The sequence below is a fragment of the Rhodanobacter sp. FW104-R8 genome (assembly GCF_001617365.1).
Lineage (GTDB): Bacteria > Pseudomonadota > Gammaproteobacteria > Xanthomonadales > Rhodanobacteraceae > Rhodanobacter.
This window is the reverse complement of sequence record NZ_LVJR01000016.1, coordinates 19,521-36,356: the sequence shown is the minus strand read 5'-3', so window position 1 is coordinate 36,356 and position 16,836 is coordinate 19,521. Positions and strand designations below refer to the sequence as shown.

Below are 16,836 nucleotides of genomic sequence, written 5' to 3'. Positions count from 1 at the left end.
GGTCCGGGTCGTACCCCCAAGAGCGACCCGGATCGCGCTTTTTCCGAAACTTCATGCGCTGCGGCGCCGGGGGTGACATGAACCGAATCCGCATGATCCTCGCGCTGGCGCTGATCTACATGATCTTCGCGATCCTGCTCAACAGCGTCGGCACGGTGATCCTGCAGTCGATCGCCACGTTCGGCATCGACAAGCCCACGGCCAGCGCGCTGGAGCGCTACAAGGACCTGACGATCGCGTTCACCTCGTTCCTGGTCGCCTCGTTCCTGCCGCTGTTCGGCTACCGGCGCTCGATGATGCTGGCGCTGGCCATCGTCGGCGGCGCCTGCATGCTGATGCCGCTGTACCCCAGCTTCCTGGCCACGCGGCTGCTGTTCGCCTGCGTGGGGTTCTCGTTTGCGCTGGCCAAGGTCGGCGTGTATTCCTCGATCGGCCTGCTCACCGCCGACAAGACCGCGCACTCGCGGCTGACCAACACCATCGAAGGCCTGTTCATGGTCGGCGTGCTCGCCGGGAACTGGATCTTCAGCGCCTACATCGACCCGGCGAGCCCGGGCGACCCGGTGTGGTTCAACGTGTACTGGCTGCTCGCCGGCGCCTGCGCGCTGACGATCGCGCTGCTGGCCGCCAGCCGGATGGACGAAAGCGCCGCCCACGCGCAGGGACACAACAATTCGTTCACCGGCGCGGTCATGGAGATGCTGCGCCTGTTCGTGCGCCCGCTGGTCTACGTGTTCCTCGCCTCCGCCTTCCTGTACGTGCTGATCGAGCAGAGCTTCGGCACCTGGCTGCCCACCTTCAACAACGAGATCCTGAAGCTGCCGAACGCGATGAGCATCCAGTTCGCCAGCATCCTCGCCGGGATGACCGCGCTCGGCCGCATCGGCGCCGGCTTCGTGCTCAAGCGGGTGCGCTGGTACGCGCTGCTCAACGCGTGCGTGCTCGGCATGGGCGTGCTGGTGGTCGCGGTGTTGCCGCTGGCGCGCGGCGTGGTGGCGCGGCCAGACGTCGGCTGGTTCGACGCGCCGCTCGCGGCGTACCTGATCCCGCTGCTCGGCCTGCTGATGGCGCCGATCTACCCGGTGATCAACTCGGTGGCGCTGAGCTCGCTGCCCAAGCCGATGCACGCGGCGATGACCGGGCTGATCGTGGTGTTCTCCGCGCTCGGCGGCACGCTGGGCTCGTACATCACGGCGCGGGTGTTCGCCAGCTTCGACGGCATCCACGCGTTCTATTTCTCGCTGCTGCCGATGACGCTGATCCTGGTCACCCTGTTCCTCTTCAAGCGCGAAACCGATCGTGTCTGCGCCGCTACCCCGGCGGCGATCCGGCTCGCTACGAAATAGCCTTCCGCCCGGAACGACCATGAAACCCCGCATCGACCGCGGCGCTGACGGCAAGCCGCGGCTGATCCGCAAGGCGCGCTGAAACCGTGCCCTGCCGACGCCGCCAGGGGGCCACCACGCCCCTCGCGCGTGCCCGGCGGCCATCACCGGCCGCGCCGTCCGGCGGCGGCGACTGTCCGGATACCACGGCCGGCTTGCCGGACCGGACGGCGCCCGGATCGCGCCCGTCGCATGCCGCGGCGACGGGCTTCCGAGGACTGCCTGCGGCATCGGCGGTCTTTGCCCCGCAGCACGGGGCCGGGTATTCTCTGTCGCATCGTTTGCCACGCGCCGTGCCATGAATCCACAGACCGTCCTGGTCATCGACGACGAACGCGACATCCGCGAACTGCTGACCATCACGCTGGGGCGGATGGACCTGCAGGTCGACGCCGTCGGCACCGTCGCCGAGGCACGCCGCGCACTGGCCGAACGCAGCTACGACCTGTGCTTCACCGACATGCGGCTGCCCGACGGCACCGGCCACGAGATCATCGAACTGATCGCCGCGGACCATCCCGACATGCCGGTGGCGATGATCACCGCCTACGGCAACGTCGACGCCGCGGTGAATGCGCTGAAGGCCGGGGCGTTCGACTTCGTCTCCAAGCCGGTCGACATCCAGATGCTGCGCGGCCTGGTGCGCACCGCGCTGCGCCTGGCCGAGGAAAGGCGCACCGGTGCCGCCGCCGCGAAGACCGGCGAATCCGGCGATCGCCTGATCGGCAGCTCGCCGGCAATGCAGCAGGTGCGCGCCACCATCGCCAAGCTGGCGCGCAACCAGGCGCCGGTCTACATCGCCGGCGAATCCGGCGTGGGCAAGGAGCTGGTGGCGCGATTGATCCACGAGCAGGGCCCGCGCGCCAGCGGCCCGTTCGTGCCGGTCAACTGTGGCGCAATTCCATCCGAGCTGATGGAAAGCGAGTTCTTCGGCCACCGCAAGGGCAGTTTCACCGGCGCCAGCGTAGACAAGGAAGGCCTGTTCCAGGCGGCCCAGGGCGGCACGCTGTTCCTCGACGAAGTGGCCGAGCTGCCGCTGCACATGCAGGTGAAGCTGCTGCGCGCGATCCAGGAAAAGGCGGTGCGCCCGATCGGCGGCCGCGACGAGATCCCGGTCGACGTGCGCATCCTCTCGGCCACCCACAAGAACCTCGGCCAGCTGGTCGAGCAGGGGCAGTTCCGCCAGGACCTGTTCTACCGCATCAACGTGATCGAGCTGCGCGTGCCGCCGCTGCGCGAGCGCCGCGGCGACGTGCCGCAGCTGTCCGACTTCATCCTCAAGGCACTGGCCGGCAAGAGCGGCGAAAGCGTCGGCCAGCTGTCGCCGTCCGCGCGCGACTCGCTGGAAGCCTATGACTTCCCCGGCAACGTGCGCGAGCTGGAGAACATCCTCGAGCGCGCGATGGCGATGTGCGACGGCAGCACCATCGAGGCCGCCGACCTGATGCTGCCGCAGCGCAACGCGCGCACCGGCGCCGACGCGCCGCTCGCCGGCATCGCTGCGGCGGCACCGCCGCCAGCGAGCGCGAACGGCGGCCTCGACGACTACATCAGCAACCTCGAGCGCACCGCCATCGTCAAGGCGCTGGAAGAATCGCGCTACAACAAGACCGCCGCCGCGCGCAAACTCGGCATCACCTTCCGCGCGCTGCGCTACAAACTGAAGAAGCTCGGCATCGACTGAGCCGCCGCAACAGGCGCGCAACATCTCGTAGGGCGGGCATTGCCCGCCCTACATAACCCGTCCTGCTCACACCGAGCGCGTCGCCTCCACCGGCGGCACGGCGGCGGCGCGCCGCGCCGGATCGAGCACGGCCAGCTGGCCTAGCAGCCACAGCAGCACCGCGCCGACGCCGAGCACCCAAAGCGGCATCCGTGGCAGTTCATGGTGCGTCATCAGCGACAGGTTCGCGGCGATGCCGAGTGCCACGCCCAGCACCACGCCGACGCCGACGATCAGGGCGTTCTCGACCTGGAAATAACGCAGGATGTCGCCGCGCGTCGCGCCCAGCGCGCGCCGCACGCCAATGGAGCGCCGCCGCTGGCCGACCCAGAAACTGCTCAGGCCCACGATGCCGCCGGCCGTCGCCAGCAGCAGCAAAACGCACATCGCGGCCATCATGATCGCCACGCCGCGATCCGTGGCATAAGCCTTTGTGCGTGCCTGTGCCAGCGTGACCACGCCGTCCTCCGGGCTGATCAAGCGCATGCGGTTCTGCGCCACCAGTGCCGCTGGCGCCGAGCGCAGTAACGCGGCCAGCTGGCCCGGCTGCGCGCGCACCAGATAGACCACCCCGCCGGCGTAGGCCGCCCCGTCGTCGACACTGGCGTAACGCGCCGGCACCAGGACGGTGTACTCATCGATCGAGCGCGTGCTGCTGCCCGCGTAACTGCCTTCCAGCCGATCGACCACGCCGATGATCGTGCTCGGGCCGTCATCGCTGAGATAGACGCGCTGGCCCACGGCCGCGCCATCGGGGAAAAGTTTTTGGGCCAGGTCGCGCGTGATGATGATCACCGCCGGCACTACCTTGTCGTACGGGCCGAGGCTGCCGATCTCGTCGGCGCGGAAGTTGCGGCCGGCCACCAGCGCGATGCCGAACGTGTCGATCGCGTGCTCGTCGGCAAAATAGGAAAGCGCCAGCTGCAGCTTCTTCTGCTCGACCCGATGCTTGATGCGCACCAACCCGCCGCCGCCTTCTTCCAGCGGATAGGCCTGGCTGGCAAACGCGTTGCGCACGCCCGGCAACTTGCGCAAGGTCGCCAGGTCGGCGCGCATCTGCGCATGAACATGCGGCACCTCCGGCCGGCCGATCCACTGGTTGTTGATCGCGAACAGATGCGCCTCGTCGGTGCCGCTCGGGCGCGACAAGTGCACCACCCGCGTCTTGACGATGAACAGCGCGTTGCTGACCACGGCGAGAGTCAATGCGATCTGCAGCACGATGAGCAGCGTGGCCATCTTGTGCCGGCGCAGCGCGGCGAGGATCGGGCGTATCTGCATGGCCGCGTTCATCCGTTCGACTTCAACTGCCACGCCGGCTGCACCTGGGCGGCGCGCCAGGTGGGATACAGCGCCGCGATCAACGTGGCGGCCACCGCGACCAGCACGGCCAGCAGAAACAACGACGCATCCAGCCGCGCCAGCCGGGCGATCTCCGGTTCGAACACCTTGCCGATGCCGGCCATGCCCAGCGCCGTCAGCAGCACTCCCAATACACCGCCGGCCAACCCGATCGCCGCCGCCTCGACCAGGAACTGACGATAGATCGCCCCGCGCGACGCACCCAGCGCGCGACGCACGCCGATCTCCGGCGCGCGACGCATGAAGCGGGCCAGCATCAGGCCGACCACGTTGACGAGGCATATCAGCAAAAAACTCACCGAGACGATCAGCGACAGCGCCGACGACTTCGGTATCACGTTGAAGCCATCCTGGTGCAGCCACTGCATGACATTGGACAGGCGCACGTTCGGTGGCCAGTCAAGGCGGCCGAGGCGTCGCTGTTCGGCCGCGTAGTTGCGCAGCCAGTCGTGGTAATGCGCCACGTCGGCGCGCGTGGGCAGCTCCACCCAGGCCACGATCCATGCGCATTCGCTGTGCAGGATGCTGCTCCAGTCCGGCAGGTGGGGATCGACGGTATTCGTGCTGCAATAGAACTGGCCACTGGCGGCTTTCTGCAGATCGATGGCGCGACTGAACGGGAGATAGATCTGCCGCGGATGGCCGAAGGCATCGAATGTGCTCGTCACGTCGAAGAAGCGCGGGCGCGGATCCCAGTCGTCCAGCACACCGACGATGCGATAGACGTGCGCATCCAGGTTGATCTCGCGCCCCACGCTGTCGTCGCCGCCGAACAGCTTCCGGTTGAGCGCGCTGCTGATGACGGCCACCGCCGCGCGCTGGTCGTCATCGTTGGCCGACCAGCCGCCGCCGTAGCGGAACCGCGCGTCGAACATGGCGAAGAAATCGCTGCTGACCGCATCGCCTTCCTGCGGGAACGGCTGCTGCCGCGCGTCATCCGGCAGCACCGTCCACTTGCTGCCGTAGATCAGCACCTGACGCCGCGCCTGCCGCGCATGCAGCAACGCCTCGGCATCGTTATAGCTGAGCAGGATCGGCGGCTGACCCTTCCAGTTGTGCACCGGCCCGAAGTTGTCGATCTGCGGCACGAACAGCTGGTTCGATTTCCACGGTATCGGATCGGCCGCGGCGGCGCGGAACACCGCGAAGGCGACCATGCAGGTGGCCACGCCGCAGCCCATCAGCACCACCACGAGTGCCGTCAGCGCCTTGCTGCGACGGAAGCTGCGCAGGGCCAGATCAAGGTAATACGCGAACATCCCTGTCCTCCCGGTCGTTGCATCCGCGCGGCTCACGCATCCGCCGCGTTACCGGCCGTGTCCAACGCCTTGCGCAAGGTGCGCAGCAGCACCTGGGTGGTGACCGGCTTGTCGATCACGTACAGGTGCTGCAGCGGAGGGAGTTCGTGCAGGTCGGGCGTGGCGCCGGGGCGCGCCAGCAGGATCACCGCGCCGCTGTAGCCCTGCTCGATCAGCGCGGCCAGTGTACGCACGCCGGTGAACAGGTTCATGTCCGCGTCCAGCACCACCAGGTCGGGCAGGCCGGCGGCCTCGATCCACTGCAGCGCGGCGGTGCCGCTCTGGCTGGCGTGGGCCTGGTAGCCCCAGGCATCCAGCGTGTCGGCCAGCAGGGACAGCTGGCCGGCCTCCTCCACCACCACCAGCACGCGCTCGGCGGCGCCCTCCAGGCTTTCCTGTTCGCCCAGTTGCTCGTCGACGGCCGGCGGCGCCTCCAGCGGAAGGTACAGGTCGAAACGGCTGCCGCGGCCCGGCCCGCTGTCCACCCGCATCACGCCGCCATGGCTGGTGACGATGCGCTTGCACGAGAGCAGGCCGAGCCCGGTGCCGGCCTCCTTGGTGGTGAAGAACGGCTCGAACAGGCGCGCCTTGACCGCCGGCGGCATGCCCGGGCCGTCGTCGATCACGCTGATGCAGAGGTAGTCGCACTGCCACGACCGCTCTTCGGCCTGGAAGAAGTCTTTCGGCAGCTGCGCCCGCGCCGCCTCGACGCGCAGGTGGCCGCCATCCGGCATGGCCTGGATCGCATTGAGGCACAGGTTGAGCAGGCACTGCTGCAACTCGGTGTGGTTGCCCTCGAACGTCAGTTCCGGGTCGTCGATGGCCAGCTCCATCGTCACCGTGCGCGGCACGCTGCCCTGCATCAGCAGGTCGAACGCGCTGAACAACGCACCCAGCCGCACCTGTTCCGCGCGACGCGCACCGCTGGCGAACGACAGCATGGAGTGCACCATGTCCAGGCCGCGCTTGCCGCAGTCGCGCACCAGCTTGCCCAGCCGCGCCAGGCGCGGGTCGTCCTGGTAATCCTGCAGGCTGTCGCCGGCGAGCAGTAGCGGCTGCAGCAGGTTGCGCAGGTCGTGGCTGAGGCCGCCGGCGAGCATCGCCAGACTCTCGAAACGCTGTGCGCGGACCAGTTCCGTCTCGGCACGGCGCCTGGCCCGGCGCGCCTCGGCCTCATTGAGGGCACGCCGCACGGCGCTGGCCAGCCGGGCCGGGTTCTGCTTCAGGATGTAGTCGGTGGCGCCGTTGCGCAGCGCCTCGATCGCCGCCTCCTCGCCCAGCGTGGCGGAGACGAAGATGAACGGCAGATCCTCGTCGTGCCGCCGCAGCAGCTCCAGCGCGTGCTGGCCGGAGAACCCCGGCATGCTGAGATCCGACAACACGATGTGCGGATTGAATTCGTCCAGCGCCGCGAGGAAGCCCGACTCGTCGTCGACCAGGCGCACCTCGTAGCCGATGTCGTCGGCATCCAGCTCGGCCAACACCAGCTCGGCATCGAGCTGGCTGTCCTCGACCTGCAGCACCCGGATGGTCGGCATCACCCGAATTTGCCCGTTTGGCATATGGTTACCTGCTGCCCTGCCCGATTTCGCCGCCCGCTTGCGGCTCATGGGCCGGCGCGGGTCGCCGCGTTCCATTCGCTCACTCTTGCTCGGGTGCCTGGTTGAGCACCGCCCAGAACTGCCCCAGCGTGCGCACCGCGTCGAAGAACTGGTCCACGTCGACCGGCTTGATCACATAGGCATTGGCGCCCAGGTCCCAGCTGCGCGCCAGATCGCTTTCCTCGCGCGAAGACGACAGGATCACCACCGGAATCCGCCGCAGCCGCTCGTCGCCGCGCATCGCGGTCAGCACGTCCAGCCCGTTCATGCGCGGCATCTTGATGTCCAGCAGCACCACCGCCGGATCACCCGGCTCGCGCGAATCCCATGCGCCGCGGCTGTAGAGGTAGTCCATGCATTCCACGCCGTCTTCCACGTGCACCACCGGGTTGGCCAGATGTGCCTCGCTCAGCGCGTCGATCGCCATCTCGGCGTCGGCCACGCTGTCTTCGACCAGCAGGATGGTGCGCAGGTCTCTCTTGTTCATGCTCAACTCTCGGTATGTGCCCCGGTCGCATCAGTGGCCGGCAGCGAAAAGTGGAAACGGGCTCCCTGACCCGGCTCGGCCTCGGCCCAGACGCGGCCACCGTGGCGGACCACGATCCGCCGCACGTTGGCCAGGCCGATCCCGTTGCCCGGGAATTCCGAGGCGCGATGCAGGCGCTGGAACACGCCGAACAACTTGTCCGCGTACTGCATGTCGAACCCCGCGCCATTGTCGGTCACGGTGAATTCGTAGTCGCCGTTGCGCCCTCTTCGCACGCTCACCCCGATCTGCGCCACCTCGCAGTGGCCGGTGTACTTGACCGCATTGCCGAGCAGGTTCTGCCATACCGTGCGCAGCATGTTCTCATCGCCGATCACCATCGGCAACGGTGCGATGTTCCACACGATGCGCCGGTTCTCCACGCCAGCCTCGGCCAGCGCCCGCGCCTCCTCGGCCAGCGACTGCATGTCCACCGCCTGCAGCCGCAGCGCGCCGCGGCCGAGCCGGGAGAACACCAGCAGGTCGTCGATCAGCAGGGCCATGCGCTGGGCCGAGCTGGCGATCACCTCGATGTAGTGGCTGGCCTTTTCGTCGACGTGGTCGCCGAGGTGCTGCTCCAGCTTGCGCGCGAACCCGGCGATGTGGCGCAGCGGCGCGCGCAGGTCGTGCGAGACCGAGTAGCTGAACGCCTCCAGCTCGCGGTTGACGTCGGAGATCTGCGCCACCTTGCCCTCGAGCTGGTGGTTCAGCTCGAGGACCCGCTGCTCGGCCAGTGCGCGCGCGGTGACGTCGCTCACCGTCAGCAGCAGCGCATGCGCGTTGGTGTCCTGCTGCAGGCGCCGCGCGTTGATCACCACGTGCCGGTCGACCCCGTCGACGGTGCGCTGGACCATGTCGTAATCCCAAAGCTCGCGGTCGCGCAGCAGCACGTCGCTCAGGCGCTGCAGCAGCACGCTGTCGTCCCAGGCACCCTTGCCGATCTGCGCCAGCGGCATCGCCCGCTGCCGCGGATCGACGCCGTACAGCTCGCCGAACGCATTGTTCACCAGCAGGCTGTTCAGCTCCTCGTCGAACAGCGCGATCGGTTCGCGCACGGACTGGAAGATCATCTGCGAACGCAGCACCGCGCGACCCTCGCGGGTTTCGGCCAGCTGGCGCCGGCCGATCTGCCGCTCGGAGGTGATCACGATGATGATCAGCAGCACGAGCTGCGCCAGCGCGGTGATGGCGAGCGCGACATGCCCGTTGAAGGACTGCCGCGCGACCTCGGCCTGGCGTGCCTTCAGCAGGTCCTCCTCGCTCTTGGCGATGCCGGCGATCTTGTCGTTCATGCCGAACAGGTCGTCGCTGTCGCGCAGCGATTGCCGCGCGCCGGCGGGGTCGCCGTGCCGCAGCCTGTCCAGCGCCCGATTCATGAAGGCGATGCGGCCGGCGACGCTGCCGTCCAACGCACCGAGCATGGCTTGCTGGTCGGCGTTGTCGCGCGTCATCAGGCGCAACTGCTGCATCAGCGGCGGCGCCTCCTCGCTGGCGCGCACGGCACGCTTGCGGGCAGCGTCGCTCTCGTCGCCGGCCAGCAGCCGGTAGGTGGCGGCCTCGCTGTCGCGCACGACGTAGGCCACGCGGTAGACCAGCGATTTCACCGCGACCGAATGGGCCACCCAGTCCGTGGCGCGCTCGGTGCTGCGCGCGCTCTCGCGCGTGACGAAGTAGGGCAGGCCGACGATGATCAGCATCGCCAGCAGCAGCCCGGCGGTACGCCAGCGCATGATGCCCCTGGTTTTCATGCCGCTCGCCGCATCGGCAGGTTCACCCCGGAAGGTCTCCGGGGCATTCTTGCATGATTCATTCACGCCGCGCCCACGGGCCGGCCGGCGTCGCTCACCCGCCGTAGCGGCTCATGGCCGCCGGCCGCGCCGCCGCCGCACGGCCCCACTCCCGGTTCGGTTCGGCCTGCATGGTGAAGTGCAGCTCGCCGCCGGCCATGATCTCGCCGTGGCGCAGGTAGGTGCGCTCCAGCGGCTTGCCGTTGAGAGTCACCGCGCCGACGTAGGGATGCGCCCCGTCCAGCGGCGCGGCGCTGACCGTGAACGTGCGGCCGTTGGCGAGGTGGATCGCCGCCTTCGCCACGAACGGCCGGCCGATCGCGTACTCGTCGCTGGCCGGCGTCACCGGGTAGAAGCCCAGCGCGGTGAACACGTACCAGGCCGACATCTGGCCGAGGTCGTCGTTGCCGCTGAGGCCGTCCGGGCGCGGCGCGTACTGGCTGTCCATGATCTGCTTCAGCCTGGCCTGCGTCTTCCACGGCGCGCCGGCGTAGTCGTACAGGTAGGCGATGTGGTGGCTGGGTTCGTTGCCGTGCGCGTACCAGCCGATCAGGCCGGTGATGTCCTCGACGTTCTTGAAGTGGCTCGGGTCGACCTTCGCCTCGAACAGCGCGTCGAGCTTGGCCACGAATTTCGCGTCGCCGCCCATCGCGGCGATCAGCCCGGCCACGTCCTGCGGCACGTACCAGGAGTACTGCCAGGCATTGCCCTCGGTGTAGTCGCTGCCGTAGCCGGCGGCTTCCGGGTCGAACGGTTCGCGGAATTTGCCGTCGCTCAGTCGTGCACGCATGAAGCCGGTCTTCGCGTCCCAGGCATGGCGCCAGTTGCCGGCACGCTTGCCGAACGCGGCGGCGACGTCGGCCTTGCCCATCGCCCTGGCCATCTGCGCCAGCGACCAGTCGTCGTAGGCGTATTCCAGCGTCTTGGAGGCGGCCTCGGGCTCCTTGTCGATCGGCACGTAGCCGAGCTTCATGTAGTCGGCCAGGTCGCCGTACGGGCCGTAGCTGGCGCTGGCCACCATCGCCGCCAGCGCCTTGTCCGCGTCGAAGCCGCGCACGCCCTTGATGTACGCATCGGCGATTACCGGCACCGCGTGGTAGCCGATCATGCACCAGGTCTCCAGCCCCTGGTACGCCCACACCGGCAGGATGCCGAACGGACTCGCCTCGCGCGCGGCGATCAGCGAGCGGATGAAGTCGGTGCTGCGCGCCGGTTGCAGCAGCGCCATCAGCGGCTGCTGCGCGCGGTACACGTCCCACAGCGACCAGGTGGAATGGAACTCGAAGCCGTCCGCGCGGTGCACCGCGCGGTCCGGCCCGCGGTAGTCGCCGTTGACGTCCATGCTCAGCGTGGGCGACAGCATGGCGTGGTACAGCGCGGTGTAGAACTGGGTCTTCGCGGTCTTCGGCGCGTCCACGTCGATCACCGCCAACGCCTTGTCCCAGGCCGCGGTCGCCTCGGCACGGCGGGCGTCGAAGTCCCAGCCGGCGCCGTCGTGGTCGAGGTTGGCCACGGCGTTCGCCTCACTCACCGGCGAGATCGCCACCTTCACCTCCAGCGGCGTTTCCAACCGGCCGAAATCGAACACGCCGACCAGCGCGCGGCCGTCCTGCGCGTCGCGGTCCTCGGCCTGGTGGCCCGGCCCCTTGAAGCCCTTGTAGGCGATGTCGGTCTCGCGGTTGTACAGCTCGCGCGAACTCATCGGTTGCGAAAAACGCATCGCGAAGCACAGCTCGCGCCCCGGCGCCCAGCCGCGGGTGGTGCGGCAGCCGGTGACGGTGCCGTCGGCGTGCACGCGCAGGCTGGCCCACAGCACCTTGCCGGCGTAGTCGTAGATGCTCGGGCGCAGGTCCAGCAGCACGTGGGCTGGCTTGCCGGCGGGGAAGGTGTAGCGGTGCCAGCCGATCCGGCGGCCGGCGGTGAGTTCGGCGCGCACGCCGTAGTCGCTCAGCGTCACCGCGTAGTAGCCGGCCTGCACCACCTCGCCGTCATGCGAGAAGCGCGAGCGGTAGCCGCTGCCGGGCGTGGCCGGGTCGCCCGGCTCCAGCCGCACGTCGCCGGCGATCGGCATCACCAGCACGTCGCCCAGGTCCGAGTGGCCGGAGCCGGAAAAGTGCGTGTGCGAGAAGCCCATGATGGTGGGGTCGCCGTACTGGTAGCCGGCGGCCCACTTGTAAGCGTGCTTGAAGTCCGGCATCGCGGTGTCCGGCGACAGCTGGATCATGCCGAACGGCACGGTGGCGCCGGGAAAGGTGTGTCCGTCGCCGCCGCTGCCGATGCGCGGGTCCACCTCGCCGGCATGGCCCGTCGCGGCATGCGCGCCGACCGGCGCGAGAGCAACGACGCCGAACGCGGCAGCGAGCAGAAGGGAAAGCGGGGCACGCAAGCGGACAGTCATCTGGGCTACCTTTTGGAACGATCCAGGCCGCACGCTAACACCCGTGGGCGGACAAGGCATGTTGCGCCGCGACGTGCTTAAAATCGTCGATAAGCTAGTTTTGGATCGTTCCAACTCGGTAAAACTGCATGTCGAGCTATACCCCGATCGGGCGCAAGGTCACCTTGAACGACATCGCCGCCGGCTGCGGCGTATCGCGCGCCACGGTCTCGCTGGTGCTGCGCGGCAGCCCGCTGGTGAACAAGCACACCCGCGCCCGGGTCGAGGAGGAGCTGCGCCGCCAAGGTTACGTCTACAACCGCGCCGCCGCCAACCTGCGCCGGCGCACCTCGTCCAGCATCGCGCTGGTGCTGAACGACCTGGCCAACCCGTTCTTTGCCGAATTCGCCGCCGGCGTGGACGAGTCGCTGGCCGCCGCCGGCTTCGTCACCCTGCTCGGCTGCACCGGCGAGTCGGCCGCGCGCGAGCTGGCGGTGCTCGGCTCGCTGCTGGAGCACGGCCCGGCCGGCATCATCCTGTCGCCGGCCGAACACAGCCGGGCGCCGGACGTGCTGGCCGCCGTCGGCCGGCGCGCGCCGTTGCTGCTGTTCAACCGCGAACTGGACGGCGCCGTGGCCGAAGCGGAACCCTGGGACCGGCTGATGCTGGACAACCAGCACGGCGCCCGCCTGGCTACCGAGCACCTGATCGAGCGCGGCCACCGCCGCATCGCGTTCTTCGGCGGCCACCACGATTCCAGTTCGTGCCGGCAGCGCCATGCCGGCTACCTCGAGGCGATGCGCGCGGCTGGGCTGCGCACCGAGCCGCACGGGCGCGTCGAATGCGCGCCGACCCGGCTCGACGCCGCCCACCATGCGCCTGCCCTGTTTACCGGCGCACTGCCGCCGACCGCGGCGGTCTGCTACAACGATGCGGTGGCGCTGGGGCTGATGCTGGGCCTGCGCCGGCGCGGGCTGGAGCCGGGCCGCGATTTCGCGCTGACCGGCTTCGACGGCATCGCCGAGGCGGCACTCGGCACGCCGCCGCTGACCACCCTGTCGGCCGCACCGCGCGAGCGTGGGCGGCAGGCCGCAGAACTCGTACTGCAGCGGCTGCAGCAACCGCGGGCCGCCGGCCGCCAGGTCCTGGCGCCGGTGGAACTGGTGGTTCGCGAAAGCAGCTGTCCACCCATCGCCTGACCAACACGTCCCAGGGGAGCTCCATGGCCTTCGCCCAACCGCCCGCACCGACACCCGACGCGCCCGCCCGCGGCGAGCATTACACCGATTACCCGATGGCGATGGGTGTGCTCACCACGATCTTCTTCATGTGGGGCTTCCTGACCTGCCTCAACGACATCCTGATCCCGCACCTGAAGTCGATCTTCCAGCTCAACTACGCCCAGGCGATCCTGGTGCAGTTCACCTTCTTCGGCGCGTACTTCCTGATGGCGATGCCGGCTGGCCGGCTGGTCGCCGCGCTGGGCTACAAGAAAGGCATCGTGGCCGGACTGGCGATTGCCGGCGTCGGCGCGCTCGGCTTCTGGCCGGCGGCCAGCCTGCACCTGTACCCGGCGTTCCTCGGCGCGCTGTTCGTGCTGGCCACCGGCATCACCGTGCTGCAGGTGGCCGCCAACCCCTACGTGGCCCTGCTCGGTCCGGAACGGACCAGTTCCAGCCGGCTGACCCTGGCACAGGCGCTGAACTCGCTGGGCACCACGCTGGCGCCGCTGTTCGGCGGCCTGCTGATCCTGTCCAACGTGGTGAAGAGCCCGGCCGAACTGGCCGCGCTGGCGCCGGCGCAGCGCCTGCTCTACGACACCCAGCAGGCGCAGGCGGTGCAGTTCCCGTACATCGGGCTGGCCATGGTGCTGTTCCTGCTGGCGGTCTTCGTGTGGCTGTTCCGCCTGCCGGCGCTGACCGAAGCCACCGACAGGGGCGATCATGACCGCCACGGCTTCGTCGAGGTGCTGCGCCATCCGCACGTGCTGTTCGGCGTGCTCGGCATCTTCTTCTACGTCGGCGCCGAGGTGGCGATCGGCAGCTTCATGGTCAACTACCTGTCGATGCCCGAGATCGGCCACCTGAGCGAGCAGCAGGCCGCGCATTACGTGTCGTGGTACTGGGGCGGCGCGATGGTCGGCCGCTTCGTCGGTTCGGCGCTGATGGCGAAGTTCTCGCCGCGCAAGCTGCTCGCCCTGTTCGCCGCGATCAACGCGCTGCTGGTGCTGACCACCATGCTCGGCAGCGGCGCGGTGGCGATGTACAGCATCATCGCGATCGGCCTGTTCAACTCGATCATGTTCCCCACCATCTTCGCGCTCGGCATCGAGCGGCTGGGCCCGATGACCAGCAAGGCGTCCAGCCTGCTGATCATGGCCATCGTGGGCGGCGCGATCGTGCCGTTCGTGCAGGGCGTGTTCGCCGACCGGATCGGCCTGCAGCATGCGTTCTTCCTGCCGCTGCTGTGCTACCTGTACATCGTGTTCTACGGCCTGCGCGGCTCGCGCATCCGCAGCCTCTCGGCGCCGGATGCCGGCGGAAACGATTGAGCATGGCCATGCGATCCATCCTGTGCTTCGGCGAGGCGCTGATCGACCTGCACGCCGACGGCCTCGACGGGCGCGGCTTCGCCGCCCGCTTCGTACCGTTCGCCGGCGGCGCGCCGGCCAACGTAGCGGTAGCCGCGGCGCGGCTGGGCGGGCAGGCCCGCTTCGCCGGCATGCTCGCATGCGATCGCTTTGGCGACTTCCTGCTCGACAGCCTGCAGCAGGCCGGCGTCGGCACCGCCGACGTGGTGCGTACCGAGGCGGCGAACAGCGCGCTCGCGTTCGTCACGCTGGATGCCCACGGCGAACGCAGCTTCAGCTTCTACCGCGACGGCACGGCCGACCTGCGCTTCCGGCCGGCCGATTTCCGCGCCGAGACGTTCCGCGACATCGCCGTGTTCCACGTCTGCTCCAACAGCATGACCGACCCGGCGCTGGCTGCGACCACCCGCGAAGGCATGCAGCGCGCGCACGGCGCCGGCGCGCTGGTCAGCTTCGACCTCAACCTGCGCCCGGCGCTGTGGCCGGCCGATGCCGATCCGCGCCCGCTGCTGTGGCCGGCGCTGCACCTGGCCGACGTGGTGAAGCTGTCGGCCGAGGAATTTGCCTGGCTGGCGGTCGACGGCGAACAGCCCACGCTGGACCGGCTGTGGCTGGGGCGCACCCGGCTGGTGGTGGTGACCGACGGCGCGCGGCCGCTGCGCTGGTTCCACCCCGAGGCCGAAGGCGAGCTGCCGTGCTATCCCGTCGCGGTGGTCGACAGCACCGCCGCCGGCGATGCCTTCGTGGGCGGCCTGCTGTGCTGCCTGGCCGAACTGGAAGCCGCCCCCGACCGGCTCGACCGGCTGGTCGCCGCCCTGCCGCGCCTGCACGCCATGTTGCGCTTCGCCGCCGCCTGCGGCGCGCTCACCGTGACGCGCCAAGGCTCGTTCGCCGCGATGCCGCGCGGCGACGAGGTACTCGCCTTCATGGAGCAGCAGGCATGAACAGCGCCCCCGACTTCCGCTCGGCGACCTTCCTGCGCGAGCACATCGCGCAGACGATGGCGTTCTACCACCCCCGCGCGATCGACCCGGCCGGCGGCTTCTTCCACTACTTCAGAGACGACGGCACGATCTACGACCGCAGCCACCGGCACCTGGTCAGCAGCACCCGCTTCGTCTTCAACTACGCGATGGCGGCGATCGAGTTCGCCGACGACGCGGCACTCCAGCGCGAATATCTCGACGCGGCCCGCCATGGCCTGCGCTACCTGCGCGAAGTGCATCGCGACCCGTACACCGGCGGCTACGCCTGGACGATCCGCGACGAGCGGCCGGAAGACCGCACCAACCACGCCTACGGCGCAGCCTTCGTGCTGCTCGCCTACGCCAGCGCGGTGAAGGCCGGCATCGGCGAGGCCGCCGCATGGATGGACGAAACCTGGAATCTGCTGGAACGGCGCTTCTGGGATGCCGACGCCGGCCTGTACCGCGACGAAGCGGACGCGAACTGGCAGTTCAGCGGCTACCGTGGGCAGAACGCGAACATGCACATGTGCGAGGCGATGCTGGCGGCCTACCAGGCCAGCGACGAGCCACGCTACCTGGAACGGGCGCTCGCCCTCGCCGACCACATGACCCGCCGCCAGGCGGCCCAGGCCGGCGGGCTGGTGTGGGAACACTACGACGCCGGCTGGCGCATCGACTGGGACTACCACCGCGACGACCCGAAGCACCTGTTCCGGCCGTGGGGCTTCCAGCCCGGGCACCAGACCGAGTGGGCCAAGCTGCTGCTGATCCTGGAACCGCTGCTGCTGGAACGCGGCCGCGAGGAAAACTGGCTGCTGCCCACCGCGATGCACCTGTTCGATACCGCGCTGGCGCGCGCCTGGGACAACCAACACGGCGGCATCTGCTACGGCTTCGCGCCGGACGGCAGCGTCTGCGACGACGACAAGTACTTCTGGGTGCAGGCCGAATCGCTGGCCGCCGCCGCGCTGCTGCACGCACGCACCGGCCTGGCCGGGTATGACGACTGGTACGGCAGGCTGTGGGCTTACGCGTGGCAGCATTTCGTCGACCATCGTTACGGTGCGTGGTACCGCATCCTCACCCGCGACAACCGCAAGTACAGCGACGAGAAGAGCCCGGCCGGCAAGACCGACTACCACACCATGGGCGCCTGCCACGAAGTGCTGGCCTTGCTGCGCGCCGGCGGCCGGCCGTGATCCGCCACCCTCCCCAAGGC

At 69.0% G+C, this 16,836-nt stretch carries 12 protein-coding genes; 6 read left to right on the top strand and 6 right to left on the bottom strand.

What is annotated here, in order from left to right; translation table 11 throughout:
• The first annotated feature begins 77 nt into the window (after window positions 1-77).
• Together RHOFW104R8_RS03925 and RHOFW104R8_RS03920 are read left to right on the top strand one after the other, a co-directional pair.
• Window positions 78-1,346: a sugar MFS transporter gene (locus tag RHOFW104R8_RS03925; protein ID WP_068096510.1), complete on the top strand. Its 1,269-nt coding sequence runs from the start codon at window positions 78-80 to the stop codon at window positions 1,344-1,346.
• Between the two features lie 337 nt (window positions 1,347-1,683).
• The gene (locus RHOFW104R8_RS03920; protein WP_068096512.1) at window positions 1,684-3,069 is read left to right on the top strand and encodes a sigma-54 dependent transcriptional regulator; all 1,386 of its coding nucleotides are present in this window, start codon (window positions 1,684-1,686) and stop codon (window positions 3,067-3,069) included.
• 66 nt (window positions 3,070-3,135) lie between these two features.
• Here the strand turns inward: RHOFW104R8_RS03920 and RHOFW104R8_RS03915 are convergent, their stop codons facing one another.
• The 6 genes from RHOFW104R8_RS03915 to RHOFW104R8_RS03890 all read right to left on the bottom strand — a co-directional run bounded on the left by RHOFW104R8_RS03915 (window position 3,136) and on the right by RHOFW104R8_RS03890 (window position 12,080).
• Window positions 3,136-4,401, bottom strand: a complete 1,266-nt coding sequence (locus tag RHOFW104R8_RS03915; RefSeq protein ID WP_068096514.1) for an ABC transporter permease — start codon at window positions 4,399-4,401, stop codon at window positions 3,136-3,138.
• Complete coding sequence (locus RHOFW104R8_RS03910; protein ID WP_068096517.1) at window positions 4,398-5,729, bottom strand: ABC transporter permease; 1,332 nt, start codon at window positions 5,727-5,729, stop codon at window positions 4,398-4,400. Before RHOFW104R8_RS03910 ends, RHOFW104R8_RS03915 begins: the two co-directional genes overlap by 4 nt.
• 32 nt (window positions 5,730-5,761) lie before the next feature.
• On the bottom strand, window positions 5,762-7,306 hold the full coding sequence (locus RHOFW104R8_RS03905) for a response regulator (protein WP_068096519.1): 1,545 nt from the start codon (window positions 7,304-7,306) through the stop codon (window positions 5,762-5,764).
• A gap of 103 nt (window positions 7,307-7,409) precedes the next feature.
• A complete protein-coding gene (locus tag RHOFW104R8_RS03900) occupies window positions 7,410-7,856 on the bottom strand; it encodes a response regulator (protein ID WP_068096521.1) in 447 nt (148 codons plus the stop codon).
• Between the two features lie 2 nt (window positions 7,857-7,858).
• Window positions 7,859-9,643: an ATP-binding protein gene (locus tag RHOFW104R8_RS03895; protein WP_068096523.1), complete on the bottom strand. Its 1,785-nt coding sequence runs from the start codon at window positions 9,641-9,643 to the stop codon at window positions 7,859-7,861.
• 94 nt (window positions 9,644-9,737) lie between these two features.
• Entirely contained in the window at window positions 9,738-12,080 is a 2,343-nt protein-coding gene (locus RHOFW104R8_RS03890) for a GH92 family glycosyl hydrolase (protein ID WP_068096526.1), read from the bottom strand.
• 128 nt (window positions 12,081-12,208) lie between these two features.
• On the opposite strand from RHOFW104R8_RS03890, the gene RHOFW104R8_RS03885 reads away from it, so the two are divergent.
• From RHOFW104R8_RS03885 to RHOFW104R8_RS03870, 4 genes are all read left to right on the top strand, one after another.
• Window positions 12,209-13,258 carry a LacI family DNA-binding transcriptional regulator gene (locus RHOFW104R8_RS03885; protein ID WP_068096527.1) on the top strand — a complete coding sequence of 350 codons (1,050 nt, stop codon included), beginning with the start codon at window positions 12,209-12,211 and terminating at the stop codon, window positions 13,256-13,258.
• 95 nt (window positions 13,259-13,353) lie between these two features.
• Entirely contained in the window at window positions 13,354-14,610 is a 1,257-nt protein-coding gene (locus RHOFW104R8_RS03880) for a sugar MFS transporter (RefSeq protein WP_201028679.1), read from the top strand.
• Window positions 14,611-14,612: 2 nt separating this feature from the next.
• Window positions 14,613-15,593 (top strand): carbohydrate kinase, encoded by a 981-nt coding sequence (locus RHOFW104R8_RS03875; protein ID WP_068096530.1) that lies wholly within the window; start codon window positions 14,613-14,615, stop codon window positions 15,591-15,593.
• Entirely contained in the window at window positions 15,590-16,816 is a 1,227-nt protein-coding gene (locus tag RHOFW104R8_RS03870) for an AGE family epimerase/isomerase (protein ID WP_068096532.1), read from the top strand. The genes RHOFW104R8_RS03875 and RHOFW104R8_RS03870 overlap by 4 nt, the downstream gene beginning before the upstream one ends.
• Window positions 16,817-16,836 lie beyond the last annotated feature (20 nt).

Bases quoted from the DNA above. Each gene is read 5' to 3' on its own strand.
- RHOFW104R8_RS03900 (WP_068096521.1), bottom strand. From the start codon at position 7,856: ATGAACAAGAGAGACCTGCGCACCATCCTGCTGGTCGAAGACAGCGTG.
- RHOFW104R8_RS03910 (WP_068096517.1), bottom strand. From the start codon at position 5,729: ATGTTCGCGTATTACCTTGATCTGGCCCTGCGCAGCTTCCGTCGCAGC.
- RHOFW104R8_RS03895 (WP_068096523.1), bottom strand. From the start codon at position 9,643: ATGAAAACCAGGGGCATCATGCGCTGGCGTACCGCCGGGCTGCTGCTG.
- RHOFW104R8_RS03920 (WP_068096512.1), top strand. From the start codon at position 1,684: ATGAATCCACAGACCGTCCTGGTCATCGACGACGAACGCGACATCCGC.
- RHOFW104R8_RS03905 (WP_068096519.1), bottom strand. From the start codon at position 7,306: ATGCCGACCATCCGGGTGCTGCAGGTCGAGGACAGCCAGCTCGATGCC.
- RHOFW104R8_RS03890 (WP_068096526.1), bottom strand. From the start codon at position 12,080: ATGACTGTCCGCTTGCGTGCCCCGCTTTCCCTTCTGCTCGCTGCCGCG.
- RHOFW104R8_RS03880 (WP_201028679.1), top strand. From the start codon at position 13,354: ATGGCGATGGGTGTGCTCACCACGATCTTCTTCATGTGGGGCTTCCTG.
- RHOFW104R8_RS03875 (WP_068096530.1), top strand. From the start codon at position 14,613: ATGGCCATGCGATCCATCCTGTGCTTCGGCGAGGCGCTGATCGACCTG.
- RHOFW104R8_RS03885 (WP_068096527.1), top strand. From the start codon at position 12,209: ATGTCGAGCTATACCCCGATCGGGCGCAAGGTCACCTTGAACGACATC.
- RHOFW104R8_RS03915 (WP_068096514.1), bottom strand. From the start codon at position 4,401: ATGAACGCGGCCATGCAGATACGCCCGATCCTCGCCGCGCTGCGCCGG.
- RHOFW104R8_RS03925 (WP_068096510.1), top strand. From the start codon at position 78: ATGAACCGAATCCGCATGATCCTCGCGCTGGCGCTGATCTACATGATC.
- RHOFW104R8_RS03870 (WP_068096532.1), top strand. From the start codon at position 15,590: ATGAACAGCGCCCCCGACTTCCGCTCGGCGACCTTCCTGCGCGAGCAC.